General features: G+C 66.9%; 11 protein-coding genes. 5 read left to right on the top strand and 6 right to left on the bottom strand.

Going from position 1 to position 12,939, the window contains the following annotated elements; genetic code table 11:
- Nucleotides 1-2: 2 nt before the first annotated feature.
- Genes fliI through fliF form a run of 4 tightly spaced genes read right to left on the bottom strand, consistent with a single transcriptional unit; the run spans nucleotide 3 to nucleotide 5,097 of the window.
- On the bottom strand, nucleotides 3-1,646 hold the full coding sequence (gene fliI, locus OKW28_RS41335; RefSeq protein ID WP_429453980.1) for a flagellar protein export ATPase FliI: 1,644 nt from the start codon (nucleotides 1,644-1,646) through the stop codon (nucleotides 3-5).
- The gene (fliH, locus tag OKW28_RS41340) at nucleotides 1,640-2,323 is read right to left on the bottom strand and encodes a flagellar assembly protein FliH (protein WP_429453982.1); all 684 of its coding nucleotides are present in this window, start codon (nucleotides 2,321-2,323) and stop codon (nucleotides 1,640-1,642) included. Before fliH ends, fliI begins: the two co-directional genes overlap by 7 nt.
- On the bottom strand, nucleotides 2,316-3,311 hold the full coding sequence (fliG, locus tag OKW28_RS41345; RefSeq protein ID WP_429453984.1) for a flagellar motor switch protein FliG: 996 nt from the start codon (nucleotides 3,309-3,311) through the stop codon (nucleotides 2,316-2,318). The genes fliH and fliG overlap by 8 nt, the downstream gene beginning before the upstream one ends.
- Complete coding sequence (gene fliF, locus OKW28_RS41350) at nucleotides 3,301-5,097, bottom strand: flagellar basal-body MS-ring/collar protein FliF (RefSeq protein ID WP_429453986.1); 1,797 nt, start codon at nucleotides 5,095-5,097, stop codon at nucleotides 3,301-3,303. The genes fliG and fliF overlap by 11 nt, the downstream gene beginning before the upstream one ends.
- 236 nt (nucleotides 5,098-5,333) lie before the next feature.
- Here fliF and fliE point away from each other — a divergent pair, with 236 nt between their 5' ends.
- The 5 genes from fliE (at nucleotide 5,334) to OKW28_RS41375 (ending at nucleotide 8,591) form a co-directional block, all read left to right on the top strand.
- Complete coding sequence (gene fliE, locus OKW28_RS41355; RefSeq protein WP_429453988.1) at nucleotides 5,334-5,669, top strand: flagellar hook-basal body complex protein FliE; 336 nt, start codon at nucleotides 5,334-5,336, stop codon at nucleotides 5,667-5,669.
- Between the two features lie 271 nt (nucleotides 5,670-5,940).
- The gene (fliS, locus tag OKW28_RS41360; protein WP_429453990.1) at nucleotides 5,941-6,375 is read left to right on the top strand and encodes a flagellar export chaperone FliS; all 435 of its coding nucleotides are present in this window, start codon (nucleotides 5,941-5,943) and stop codon (nucleotides 6,373-6,375) included.
- Nucleotides 6,372-6,698 carry a flagellar protein FliT gene (locus OKW28_RS41365; protein ID WP_429453992.1) on the top strand — a complete coding sequence of 109 codons (327 nt, stop codon included), beginning with the start codon at nucleotides 6,372-6,374 and terminating at the stop codon, nucleotides 6,696-6,698. The genes fliS and OKW28_RS41365 overlap by 4 nt, the downstream gene beginning before the upstream one ends.
- Before the next feature lie 106 nt (nucleotides 6,699-6,804).
- Entirely contained in the window at nucleotides 6,805-8,232 is a 1,428-nt protein-coding gene (locus OKW28_RS41370; RefSeq protein WP_429453994.1) for a flagellar hook-length control protein FliK, read from the top strand.
- Nucleotides 8,232-8,591 (top strand): EscU/YscU/HrcU family type III secretion system export apparatus switch protein, encoded by a 360-nt coding sequence (locus OKW28_RS41375; RefSeq protein ID WP_429453996.1) that lies wholly within the window; start codon nucleotides 8,232-8,234, stop codon nucleotides 8,589-8,591. Before OKW28_RS41370 ends, OKW28_RS41375 begins: the two co-directional genes overlap by 1 nt.
- Nucleotides 8,592-9,423: 832 nt before the next feature.
- Here the strand turns inward: OKW28_RS41375 and OKW28_RS41380 are convergent.
- Together OKW28_RS41380 and OKW28_RS41385 are read right to left on the bottom strand one after the other, a co-directional pair.
- Complete coding sequence (locus OKW28_RS41380; RefSeq protein WP_429453998.1) at nucleotides 9,424-10,842, bottom strand: coniferyl aldehyde dehydrogenase; 1,419 nt, start codon at nucleotides 10,840-10,842, stop codon at nucleotides 9,424-9,426.
- A gap of 107 nt (nucleotides 10,843-10,949) precedes the next feature.
- Complete coding sequence (locus tag OKW28_RS41385; RefSeq protein WP_429454000.1) at nucleotides 10,950-12,638, bottom strand: isovaleryl-CoA dehydrogenase; 1,689 nt, start codon at nucleotides 12,636-12,638, stop codon at nucleotides 10,950-10,952.
- Nucleotides 12,639-12,939: the final 301 nt, after the last annotated feature.

A 12,939-nucleotide genomic window follows, 5' to 3' on the forward strand; every position in this document is an offset into this window, starting at 1 on the left:
CCCTAAGCAAACAGCGCATTCAGCATGTCGATGCTCGGCTGGAAGTTCGCGCACTCGCGAAAGCCTTGCTGCAGGAACGCTTCCATCCGCGGATACAGCGCGATCGCGCGATCGAGCACCGCGTCGCGCCCGCTCGAATACGCGCCGACGTTGATCAGATCGCGGTTGCGCTGATAGCGCGACAGCATCTGCTTGAACATACGCGTTTTATTCAGATGGTTATCGTCGATCAGCGCGGTCATTGCCCGGCTAATCGACGCTTCGATATCGATCGCAGGGTAGTGGCCGGCTTCGGCGAGCGAGCGCGACAGCACGATGTGGCCGTCGAGAATCGCGCGCGCCGAGTCGGCGATCGGGTCCTGCTGGTCGTCGCCTTCGGTGAGCACCGTGTAGAACGCGGTGATCGAGCCGCCGCCCGCCGGTCCGTTGCCGGTGCGCTCGACGAGCGCCGGCAGCTTCGCGAACACCGACGGCGGATACCCCTTGGTCGCGGGCGGCTCGCCGATCGCGAGCGCGATCTCGCGCTGCGCCATCGCGTAACGGGTCAGCGAATCCATTAGCAGCAGCACGTGCTTGCCCTGGTCGCGGAAGTATTCGGCGAGCGAGGTCGAGTACGCGGCGGCCTGCATCCGTAACAGCGGCGACACGTCGGCCGGCGCGGCGATCACGACCGAGCGCGCCAAACCTTCCTCGCCGAGAATCTGTTCGATGAACTCCTTCACTTCGCGGCCACGTTCGCCGATCAGGCCGATCACGATCACCTCGGCGCTGGTGTAGCGCGCCATCGTGCCGAGCAGCACAGATTTACCGACGCCCGAACCCGCGAACAGCCCCATCCGTTGACCACGACCGACGGTTAACAGCGAGTTGATCGCGCGCACGCCGACGTCGAGCACCTTGTGAATCGGCTCGCGATTGAGCGGATTGATGACCGGCGCGGACAGCGGCGCGTCCTTTTGCGTGCCGAGCGGGCCGAGCCCGTCGAGCGGACGGCCGGATGCGTCGAGCACGCGGCCGAGCAATTCCCAGCCGACCGGCAGACGCTTCGCGCCCGCGAGCGGGTCGGCGATCGGCGCGCTTTCGAGCGGAAAGACCCGCGCGCCGGGCAAGAGGCCCATCACTTCGGTGGTCGGCATCAGGAACAGCTTGTCGCCGGAGAAGCCGACCACTTCGGCTTCGGCCATCGGCAGCGAACTGCCGGGCGGCAACTCGATCATCACTTCGGCGCCGACCGACAGACGCAGGCCGACCGCTTCGAGCACGAGACCGGCCGCGCGGGTGAGACGCCCGCACGCGCGCAGCGGCTTCGCGATCGCGTTGCGCGCGCGCAGCGCGTCGAGCTGGCCGCGCCATGCCTGCATGTGGGGATTGATGTCGAGCGCGGGATCGTAGGACGGCGCGTGCGGAGCGTGAGCGGCGGAAGCACTGCGCGCGGCGTGGTCCGTCGCGGCGGACTCGCGGCTCGCCGCCGCGCCTGTCGCTGGATGTGCGCTCGCAGGAGCCTGCCATGCCGCATCCGGGGGCTCCGGAAGACCGGCCGACTCGACATCGGCCAGCGCCTCGGCGCCGAACGACGCCAAGGCGAGCTCGCGTTCGAGCGGCGTCAGATCGCTCGCGCGGATCTCGTCGAGCGTCGGCTTCACCACGTGCGCACCTTGCCGAGCGCGGCGGCGACGCGCTGCCAGCGCGTGTCGATGCCCGCGTCGACCTCGCCGGTGCCGGCCTGCGCGCGGCAACCGCCACGCTCCACCGATGCGTCGGTGCGCACGGTCCAGCCGCGCGTTTGCAATTCTTCGAGCAGATACGCCTCGACGACCGGCAGATCGGCGGGACTCACGATCAGCGCCGGTGCGCCGGCGAGCGCGGGCTCGGCCGCGAGTACCTCGCGCGCGGCCGCGATCAGTGCGGTCGGGTCGTACTGCACGTGCTGGCGCACGACCTGCTGCGCGATGTCGAGCGCGAGTGCGATCAGCGTTTCGGAGATCGCGTGCTGCGCGCCATCGAGCGCGCTCTTGAAGGTTTCGGCGAGCGCGGCGAGCCGCATCGCTTCCTCGCGCGCCTCGGTCTGGCCTTGCGCGAAACCCTGCGCGTGCCCCTGGTCATAGCCCGCCTGATAGCCGAGCGCCTGGCCGGCCACATGACCGGACGCGACGCCCTGTGCATGCGCGGCTTCGCGGCGGTGCTCGAGTTCGGCTTCGAACGCGCGCTCGTCGAATTCGGGTTCGGCAGGCGGCGGCGCTGGCGGAGCCGGGTCGAACGACGCCATCTCCCAGCGCTGGTAGGCCGAGAGGCTTTCCTTTGCCGGGGCGTTCGGATCAGACATAGGCGTCTTCCGCCTTGCCGCCGATCACGATCTGCCCGCTCTCGGCCAGGTTGCGCACGATCTGCAGGATGCGGCGCTGCTGCGTCTCGACTTCGGACACGCGTACCGGGCCGCGCGCGTCGAGGTCTTCGGCGAGCAACTCGGCCGCGCGCTGCGACATGTTCGACAGGAACTTCTGACGCAGCGCGGGCGCCGCGCCCTTCAGCGAGATGATCAGCGCTTCGGATTCGACTTCCTTCAGCAGCAGCTGGATCGCGCGGTCTTCGAGGTCGAGCAGGTTCTCGAACACGAACATCTGGTCGATGATCTTCTGCGCGAGCTCGGCGTCGTACTGGCGCACGTTTTCGATGACGCCTTCCTCGTGGTTGCTCGACATGAAGTTCAGAATCTCGGCCGCCGTGCGGATACCGCCCATCGGGCTGCGCTTCAGGTTGTCGCTTCCGGACAAGAGGCCGGTCAGCACGTCGTCGAGCTCGCGCAGCGCGGCCGGCTGGATGCCGTCGAGCGTCGCGATCCGCAGCAGCACGTCGTTGCGCAGCCGGTCCGTGAAACAGCCGACGATCTCCGAAGCCTGATCGCGGTCCAGATGCACGAGGATCGTCGCGATGATCTGCGGATGCTCGTTCTTGATCAGTTCCGCGACCGCCGCCGAATCCATCCACTTCAGGCCTTCGATGCCGCTCGTGTCGCTGCCCTGCAGGATCCGGTCGATGATCGCGCCGGCCTTGTCGTCGCCGAGCGCCTTGGTCAGCACGGAGCGGATGTAATCGCTCGAATCGAGCGACATGCCGGTGTGCTGCTCGGCCTCGCGCACGAACTCCTGCAGCACCTCGTCGACCTGCTCGCGGGTGACGTTTTTGAGCGCGGCCATCGCGACGCCGATTTTCTGAACCTCACGGGGGCCCAGAAACTTGAATACCTGCGCCGCCTCTTCCTCGCCGATCGACATCAGCAGCAGCGCGCTCTTCACTACGCCTTCAGCGCTCATCGGACACCCAGTTCTTGACGACGGTTGCTACGATCTTCGGATCCTGACGCGCGATGCTGCGCGCGAACTCCAGGTTCCGCTCGTATTTGTGCTTCGCGTTTTCGAGCGCGAGCTTCTCGCTATCCGCTTCGATTTCGACCACCGCGCCATCGCGCTCCTCGGCCGGGATGCCGTCGAGCAGCACCGGTTCGTCGGGCGCCATCAGCGCGGCAACCGGCTCGGGCGGCGGCGGGAAGGCGCGGCGCAAGGCCGGCTTCACCATCACGAAGTAGAGGAACAGGGCCACCGCGCCGATGCCGAGGTACGTCGCGATCTGCTTGTACAGCGCGAGCATGTCGGGCGTGCGCCACCACGGCAGGTCGGCGTTCGGGTCGAGCTCGGTGGTAAACGCGCTGTTGACCACGTTGACCGAGTCGCCGCGCGACGCGTCGAAGCCCATCGCGTCCTTCACGAGCTGGGTGATCTGCGCGAGCTTGTCGGCGCTGACCGGCTGCATCGTCACGTGACCCTTCGGATCGACGACCCGCAGATAATTGACGACCACCGCGACCGATAGTCGGCGGATGCCGCCCATCGGCTGGTCGACGTGGCGCACGGTCTTGTCGAGCTCGTAGTTGGTGGTCGAATCCTTGTGATCGCTGACCGGCGTCGTGCTCACCGAGCTCGCGCCGTTGCCGGCCACGATCGGCGCGGAGGCCGGCTGCGGCGGCTGGTTCGACAGCGCGCCCGGCACGCCCGAGGCGCCGCCTTGCGACATTTCGGTGGCGCTGCTCTGCTGCTGGCTGCGGATCGCGGCCTGCTGCGGATTGCCGTTAGGGCCGTAATTTTCCGAGGTCTGCTCGCTGTGCGAGAAGTCGATGTCGGCGCTGACCTGCGAGCGCGCGTTGCCGGCGCCGAACAGCGGCGCGAGGATCGTGTCGATGCGCTGCTGGGTGTTGCGCTCGATCTGCTGGCGGAACTTCAGCTGGGTCGCATCGAGTCCGCTGCCATTGGTCGGCTGCGTGAGCAGGTTGCCGTCCTGGTCGAGGATCGTCACGCCGCGCACCGGCATTTCCGGCACCGCCGACGCCACCATGTGCGTAATCGCGACGACCTGCCCTTCGTCGAGCACGCGGCCCGGGTACAGGTTCACGAGCACCGCCGCCGACGGCGCTTCCTTGTCGCGCACGAACACGCTCGGCTTCGGAATCGCGAGATGCACGCGCGCCGATTTGACGCTCGAGATCGCTTCGATCGTGCGTTCGAGTTCGCCCTCGAGCGCGCGCTGATAGTTGATCTGCTCGTCGAACTGGCTGATGCCGAATTTCTGGTTGTCCATCAGTTCGAAGCCGACCGAGCCACTCTTCGGCAGCCCCTGCGATGCGAGGCGCAGGCGCATCTCGTGGACCTGCTCGGCCGGCACGAGGATCGCGCTGCCGCTTTCGGACAGCTTGTACGGAATATTGGCCTGCTGCAGCGCGGTGATGATCGAGCCGCCGTCGCGGTCGGACAGATTGCTGTAGAGCACCTTGTAGCTGGGCGCGCGCGACCACAGGAACAGGCCGGCGACGACCGCCACCAGCAGCGCGACCGCGAACACGAGCGGCGCGCGCGGGTTGCCGCGCATCTGCGCGAGTCCGGACAGACGCTGGCCGAAATTGCCGCCGATACCTCCGAAGCCGCCGAGGCCACCGAGGTCGGCCGTGCCGCCGGCCTGGCCGCTACCGGCCTGACCGGCAGCGGGCTGCGCGCCGGCGAGCCCCATACGGGCGTCGGGGTTGATCAACGAGTTGGCTGACGAATCCATGCGTCGGGTTTCTCCGGGGAATGCCTTGGCGTTCTGTCGTGATGCCGCGCCGGGGCTCGGCGGACGGACAGAGACTTTCACTTTTGAAATTATCCGCAGCGCCGCTCAACCCGATTGCTTGAATAGAGCCGGGTTTCCCCTCTAGTTTCGGGACTTTCCGCGAGGAGCCGCTGCTATGCTTTCGTCCAGATCGGTACACCGTCCGGCGGTCCGATCGCACATCCAACGGAGAAAACATGACCATGCCCGTGAACGCGCTATCGTCGGCGCTGCAACAGATGCAGGCGATGGCGGCGCAGGCGGCCGGCGACGCGACCCCGGCGGCGGAGCAATCCGGCGCCGCGACGCCCACCAACTTCGCGGCGGCGCTGAAGGCCTCGCTCGACAAGGTCAGCGGCGACCAGCAGAAGGCGATCGGCGAGTCGCAGGCGTTCGAGCTCGGTGCGTCGAACGTGTCGCTGAACGACGTGATGGTCGACATGCAGAAGGCCAACGTCGGTTTCCAGTTCGGCCTGCAGGTGCGCAACAAGCTGGTCGCCGCGTACAACGACATCGCGCAGTTGTCGATCTGAGCGGGATCGCGCAGGTCTGCCTGAAAGACTGAATGAAGGTCCACACGAGTCCCGTCCGACGATCCGGAACGCCGCTGCCGGCGCTTGCGCCGGCAGCTTCGTGCCGTGTTTCCCGTGCCCGCCCAGCGGCGCTTTCGATCCTCCTTACGCCGGACTAAAGCTTTGTCGTCGCGCATCCGATAACCCAATTACAGGTCAGCGACCAGCGCGTCAACGCGCCGCGCGGCCACGCCACGACTTAACCGCAGCCAGTATCAGAGGAGGAGCGCCGATGTTTTCCCAAGGGCACGCTGGAGCCAACGCGTATGCGCGTGTCGGTATCGAGACATCCGTGATGGGCGCAAGTCCGCATCGTCTGATCGTGTTGCTGTACCAGGGCGCACGCCAGGCGATCGCGCAAAGCCGCATGCATTTGCAGCAGGGCAACGTGGCCGAGCGTGGCATGGCGATCAGCAAGGCGATCCGGATCATCGAAAGCGGGCTGCAGACGTCGCTCAACCTCGAGGTGGGCGGCGAAATCGCCGAACGGCTCAATGCTTTGTACGACTATATGGCGCGTCGACTGTTGCAGGCCAATATCAATCAGAGCGAGGCGATGCTCGTGGAGGTGGACCGTCTGCTCGCGACGCTCGAAGAGGCATGGATCGGGATAGCCCCGGAGATCGCGCGGATGGCAGCACAGCCAGCCGCGGAAAGCCTGAGATGACATCGAACGCAGAATATTTTGCCCGCTACGAGGCGATTGCCGCGCTGTCCTGCCGCATGCTGATGGCGGCCCATCGTGCACTGTGGAACGACCTGGCGCACTTGCAGGAAGAGTATCGGCAGCTGGTCGAAGCGCTGCGCGAAGCCGACGTGGGCGTCAAGCTCGACGAGGCCGAACGCCTGCGCAAGTACGCGCTGATCCGCCAGATCCTCGCCGACGACGCCGCGATCCGCGACCTCGCGAATCCGGGTATGGCGCATCTGTCGGCGCTGTTCGCCGGCCGGTCGACGCGCGTGCTGAAGGAGTTGTACGGGGCGCGCTGAGCGCGAGCGGGCGCGCGCGTGAGCTGGCGCCACGCCGCACGCGTCTGAAGGATCGGAGCAATCAGAGCATCGCGCGCGTCGCCGCCGATGCGACCAAGGAACCGGCATGAACGGAATCGATTCGGCCCTCGCTTCGGTGCTGTCGAGCCGGATCGACAGCCTGCTCAGCATCGCGCCGGGAACCGCGACCACCTCGCAGACCGGCGCGGCCGGCGTCGATACCGCGGTTCCCGCGGCGCCTGCGAACGTGACGCCCGCGCCCCAGTCGTCCGCGCAAACGGCGCTGTCGGCCATCGCGCTGACGCTGAATGCAATTGCGCACTCAGGCGGCGAGGCCACACCGGCGGTGCTCGGCCGCGCGCCGATCTGGGCGGCCGCGCCGGCGCTCGACGTCGCCATCGAAAGCTTGCAGCTGACCGATGCGGCGGGCGCCGCGACAGTCAATTTCGCTGCCGGCGATTCCGCCGCTGCTGCCAACACCAACACCAATCCCAACGTTGCCGCCAGCGCAACCGCGGCCGCCACCGCGAGCGTGGCGGCGACCGAAGTGCCGGTCGCGGCGCTCGCGGCCGCGCTGCAACAGACGGTCGCCGACAGCGGCCTGTTCTACGAGGCGCATCTCGCGGCGTGGCTGGTCGGCCAGCGTTCGCCGGCCCAACTGGCGAACGAGGCGCAGAACCAGCTCGTCGCAGATTCTCAATTGCCTCCCGACTGGAGCGCCGACGCTGGCGACGCGAGCGCGCGGTCCGCTGCGGCGAACGGAGCCCCCGAGGCAACGCCACGCGGCACGCCGAACGTTGCCGAGAACAACCCTGCCATGCACGCGATGTCGTCGATCCTGACCGCGCAGGCCGCGCGACTCGTCGCGGGCGAGTTGCTGGCCAGCTCGGTGTCCGACCTGAATGGCCAGTCCACACACGCGGGGCTGCACAGCGCGGTGTCTCAGGCGGCCGATGCCGGCTCGTCGCAGAGCGCGCAGGCAATGACGGCGGCGGTGCATCCGGCGACGGTGCCGCTCGTGCGCCAGCAGCTCGATCTGCTTGCGACCGGACAGTTCCGCTGGACCGGCGAGGCGTGGCCCGGCGCGCGTCTGGACTGGACGATCGAGCAGGATGGCGACGAATGGGACCGCAGCGGCGGCGGCCTCGCAAGCGAGGACGACCAGCCGTGGCGCACGCGCCTGACGCTGTCGCTGCCGACGCTCGGCACCGTCGATGCCGAACTGACGCTGACCGGCACGCGGCTGACCGCGCGCGTGCAGGCGAGCCCGCGGGGCGCCGCGCGGCTCGCGATGCAGGGGGACGGTTTCCGTCAGCGGCTCGCGGCGGCGGGGCTCGATCTGCAGGGATTGACGATTCGGGAGATCGGCGGCGGTGTGCCTGGTACTACCGCGGCGGGCACCTCGGCGGCGGGTGCGCAGGCCGCGGGCGCGTATGCACGGTCGGCGTCGGCGGCTGTGGCCACGTCGACGGCGTCGGCGTCGGCGTCGGCGTCGGGCGCCGCATCGCGCGACGACTTCAATTGGGATATCTGATGAGCCGCACCCATCGTCGCAGCGCGGCTGCGCTTGTTTATGACGCTCATGGCGGCGAGCCCGCCCCGCGTGTGGTCGCCAAGGGGTATGGGCTGCTCGCTGAGATGATCGTGCAGCGCGCGAAGGAGGCTGGGCTGTATGTGCATGAGGCGCCCGAGATGGTGTCGCTGCTGATGCAAGTCGATCTGGATGCGCGGATTCCACCGCAGCTTTATCAGGCTGTCGCCGAGTTGCTGGCCTGGTTGCATCGGCTCGAGAGTGGGGCTGATGCTGAGCCGGGCAATGGCGCTGGCGCGCCGGATGTGGTTGATGTTGTTGCTACTGATGTGCCTGGCGGCGCTAGTACTGCGGATCACTGAAGGTGTGTGTTTGCCCTTTGGCAGGGCGGGGCTTTTTTGTCGTTGTTCTGGCTTTGTTGGCCTTTCCTTGTTGTCTTGTCGGTCTATTAGCGTCGCCCCTGTGCGGGGCGGGGCTTTTTCCGTTGTTCTGGCTTTGTTGGCCTTTCCTTGTTGTCTTGTCGGTCTATTAGCGTTGCCCCTGTGCGGGGCGGGGCTTTTTCCGGTGTTCTGGCTTTGTTGGCCTTTCCTTGCTGACTTATCGGTCTATTAGCGTTGCCCCTGTGCGGGGCGGCACCTACTTTCTTTGCTGCTGCAAAGAAAGTAGGCAAAGAAGACAGCTCAAACCGCCAACTCTTAAGCGGGTCCCTCGGTCCGCATGAGGTAGTGGTGCATCTGGAATCCGTGCTCCCGCACATTCCGCGGTAGTGACAAGGCCGTCATTCTTCCGGCGGCGCTACGCGCGCCGAAACCCCGTTCAAAAACCACTGGTTGTTTCGGCGCATCGCCGAGGCGCAGCCGAGGGCCCCCGCTGCGCGGGCCAAACCATTGGTTTCCCTGGCAGGCCCGTCCGCGACGCACGTAGTGCGGAGTGGGAGGGATGACGGCTTTGTCACGAACGGCGGAATGTGCGGCGGCCCGGATTCCAGATGCACCACTACCCCTTCCAAGCCAGGGGACCCGCTTATGGGCTGGCGGTTTTAGCTGTCTTCTTTGCCTACTTTCTTTGCAGCAGCAAAGAAAGTAGGTGCCGCCCCGCACAGGGGCAACGCTAATAGACCGATAAGTCAGCAAGGAAAGGCCAACACCGCAACGAACAAAGACAAAAAAGGCCCCACCCCGCCCAGGGGCTAAATCAGAATCTCATCATCAACTTCAACACCGCGTTCACGCGTCTACCGTACGGTGGCGAAATCAACCCACGCGCATTCAACCGCGCCTGCATGAGCACGGGCTTCATCTTGGAAAAAGTAACGAACCCCTCGTACCCGTGGTACGCCCCCATCCCACTCGCCCCGACCCCGCCGAACGGCAAACTCTCACATGCCAGATGCATCAGCGTCTCGTTAACCGCCATGCCGCCGGCGATCGTTTCATGCGTGACACGCTCAACCGTCTGCGCATCGTCGGCATAGAGATAAAGCGCCAGCGGCCGCGGCCGCGCATTGATCCACGCGATCGCGTCGTCGAGCGTGTCGTACGGCACGAGCGGCAACAGCGGCCCGAAAATCTCCTCCTGCATCAGCGCGCATTCGTCCGGCGCGCCAGTCACGGCGATCAGCGGAAAGCGCCGGCTCCCGGCATCGGGCGTCGCGTTGGTCAGCGCATGCAATTGCGCGCCCGCAGTCCGCGCCTCGTGGGCGAGACGTTCGAGCCGCTCGAAGTGCCGCGAAGAAATGATCGACGTGTAATCCGGGTTCTGCGCGAAGTCTGGATACATCCTCGCCATCCGCACGCGCGCCCGTTCGATGAACGCCTGCTCCTTGCCGCGCGGCACCAGCACGTAGTCGGGCGCCACACAGGTCTGCCCCGCGTTCAGCGTCTTGCCGGCGATCAGATTGTCGACCGCGTTGTCGAAACGCGCATGCGCGCCGATCAGCGCCGGCGACTTGCCGCCGAGTTCGAGCGTGACCGGCGTCAGATGCTCGGCCGCCGCGCGCATCACTTCGTGACCGACCTTCGTCGAGCCGGTGAACAGCAGATGATCGAATGGCAGCGCGCTGAACGCGGCCGCGAGCGCCGCATCGCCGTTGACGACCGCGACGTGAGTGCGCGCGAACGTCTGACCGATCAGCAGCTCGAATAGCGCCGACGTGCGCGGCGTCAGCTCGGACATCTTGATGATCGCGCGATTGCCGGCCGTCAGCGCGCTGATCAACGGGCCGACCGCGAGCAGCACCGGATAATTCCACGGCACGATGATGCCGACCACGCCGAGCGGCTGCGGCACCACCTTCGCGCGCGCCGGCAGCAGCCACTTGTTGGTGCGGCGGCGCTGCGCTTTCATCCAGCGCTTGCCGTGACGCAGCGCGGCGTCGATCTCTTCCTTCACGAGCAGGAATTCGGCGAGCAGCACTTCTTCCTTCGCGCGATTGCCGAAGTCCGCGTGCATCGCGTCGGCGAGCGCGTCGCGATTGTCGAGCATCAGCTTGCGCAGCGCACGCAGATGCGTCGCGCGCGTGTCCCACGACGGATAGGGCGCGCGCAGATACGCATGACGTTGATCGCGCAACAGTGCTTCGAGCGCGGCGACCTCCGGCAGATCGTTCTTCATGTGAGTCCACTCCCAGACGGATGACCGTGCGCGTCGAGCGCGCTTATTGGCTTGAGGTTGAGTCGGAGTTGCGAGCGGTGCGCTCGGGGTTTGCGTGCCCGCCGCGTTTACGCGGGAAAGGCGCGCTCGACGATCGCCGCGTGATCGAACGTGGCCGGCAGCGTGCCGAACACGCGGCCGCTTTCGCCGCAGCCGTCGGCGAGACGCGTCGCGATGAACGTGTCGGCGACCTCGACGGGCGCGTGCTGCGCGAGCAGCGTCGCCTGCGCGATCAGCACGATCTGCTGCGCGATACGTCGCGCCGACGCCTCGCGCGGTTCGGCCGGTCCGTTCAGCGTCGCGTCGAGACGCGCGAGCGCCGCGCCCAACGCCGGATGCGCGCGCGCGACGTCCTGCCAGGCGGCGAACAGCGCTTGCGCGGCCTGCGGCTCGCGCTCCATCGCGCGCAGCACGTCGAGGCACATCACGTTGCCCGAGCCTTCCCAGATCGAGTTGACCGGCGCCTCGCGATAGAAGCGCGCCATCGGCCCGGTTTCGACGTAGCCGTTGCCGCCCCAGACTTCCATCGCCTCGCCGGTGAATTCGAGCGCGCGCTTGCAGACCCAGTACTTCGCGGCAGGCGTAACGATGCGCCGCCAGGCGCGTTCGGCCGATGAAGCCGACGACGCGTCGGCGGATTCCTCGAACGCGCGCGCGAGACGCATGAACAGCACCGTAGCCGCTTCGGATTCGAGCGCGAGATCGGCGAGCACGTTGCGCATCAGCGGCTGCTCGGCAAGGTGCCGGCCGAACGCGCTGCGATGCCGCGCATGATGGACCGCCTGCACGAGCGCGGCACGCATCAGCGCGGCGCTGCCGATCACGCAGTCGAGCCGCGTGTAGCTCGCCATTTCGATGATGGTCGGCACGCCGCGTCCTTCGTCGCCGATCATCACACCGTACGCGTCGAGAAATTCGACTTCGCTGCTTGCGTTGGAGCGATTGCCGAGCTTGTCCTTCAGACGCTGGATCTGCACCGCGTTCTTGCTGCCGTCCGGCGCGAAGCGCGGCACGAAAAAGCACGACAGTCCCTCGTGCGTGTCGGTGCGCGCGAGCACCAGATGCGCGTCGCACTGCGGCGCCGAGAAGAACCATTTATGACCGACGAGCCGGTAGGCGCCGCCGCGTCCGCCGGCACCGTCGAACGCATCGGCGCGCGTCCGGTTGCTGCGCACGTCGGAGCCGCCCTGTTTCTCGGTCATGCCCATGCCGATCATCGCCGAGCGCTTTTGCGTGAGCGGCACGTCGCGCGGATCGTGCTCGCGTGTGTACAACTGATCGCGCAGCGTATCGAACAACGTGGATTCGCGCCGCAACACCGGAATGCTCGCGAATGTCATCGTCAGTGGGCACAGCGAGCCGGATTCGATCTGCGCATGCATGAAGTAGCCGGCGCAGCGTGCGGCCATCGCGCCGCTTCGCGGCTCGGCGAACGGAAGCGCGTGTAGCCCTTCGCGGCGCAGCAGCGCGAGCAGTTCATGCCACGCGGGATGGAACTCGAGCGCGTCGATGCGCTCGCCGCGCGGACTATGCGTGACCAGCTCCGGCGTATGGTGGTTGGCGAGCTCCGCGAGCGCGAGCGTGTCGGGCGTCGTCAGCGTCGCGCCGTGTCGCAGCAGCACCTCGCGATGCCAGCTCGCGCCGTCGCGATCGACGGCCGCGCTCAAAGCGGCGTCGCTCGCGAACAGGTTGTAGTCCGCGAGCGGCGGTGCCTGATTCGTCACCTCGTGAGTCTGGCCGAAGCCGTGCCGTTCCATCTGCTGTCTCCGTGCTTTCGCTATTGTGCGCCGCTTTGTCGACGGCATCCGCGATGCGCTTCGACGCATCTGTTCGAGCGCCGCGCGTGATGCCGCATGCCGGAAGGAGGACGCGCGTCGCGCCATGTTTGGAAGCCGCGCGCGGGCCGTGCGCGCCTTTCATCATAGGGGCGCGTTGCCGCCGGCGTTTAGAGGAATCGTTCTGTCAGGGAGCCGCCGCAGCCCCAATACGCTCCCTACAATGCGCAGAAAACACACGTAGACAAGTGTGCACGAGACGGGGTCCGCGAGCAACGCGGCC

The sequence above is a fragment of the Paraburkholderia sp. 40 genome, from assembly GCF_050434105.1.
GTDB lineage: Bacteria > Pseudomonadota > Gammaproteobacteria > Burkholderiales > Burkholderiaceae > Paraburkholderia > Paraburkholderia tuberum.

Coding starts and splice junctions, on each gene's coding strand:
- fliH (WP_429453982.1), bottom strand. CDS start 2,323: ATGTCTGATCCGAACGCCCCGGCAAAGGAAAGCCTCTCGGCCTACCAG.
- OKW28_RS41375 (WP_429453996.1), top strand. CDS start 8,232: ATGAGCCGCACCCATCGTCGCAGCGCGGCTGCGCTTGTTTATGACGCT.
- fliF (WP_429453986.1), bottom strand. CDS start 5,097: ATGGATTCGTCAGCCAACTCGTTGATCAACCCCGACGCCCGTATGGGG.
- fliG (WP_429453984.1), bottom strand. CDS start 3,311: ATGAGCGCTGAAGGCGTAGTGAAGAGCGCGCTGCTGCTGATGTCGATC.
- OKW28_RS41365 (WP_429453992.1), top strand. CDS start 6,372: ATGACATCGAACGCAGAATATTTTGCCCGCTACGAGGCGATTGCCGCG.
- OKW28_RS41380 (WP_429453998.1), bottom strand. CDS start 10,842: ATGAAGAACGATCTGCCGGAGGTCGCCGCGCTCGAAGCACTGTTGCGC.
- fliE (WP_429453988.1), top strand. CDS start 5,334: ATGACCATGCCCGTGAACGCGCTATCGTCGGCGCTGCAACAGATGCAG.
- fliS (WP_429453990.1), top strand. CDS start 5,941: ATGTTTTCCCAAGGGCACGCTGGAGCCAACGCGTATGCGCGTGTCGGT.
- OKW28_RS41385 (WP_429454000.1), bottom strand. CDS start 12,638: ATGGAACGGCACGGCTTCGGCCAGACTCACGAGGTGACGAATCAGGCA.
- OKW28_RS41370 (WP_429453994.1), top strand. CDS start 6,805: ATGAACGGAATCGATTCGGCCCTCGCTTCGGTGCTGTCGAGCCGGATC.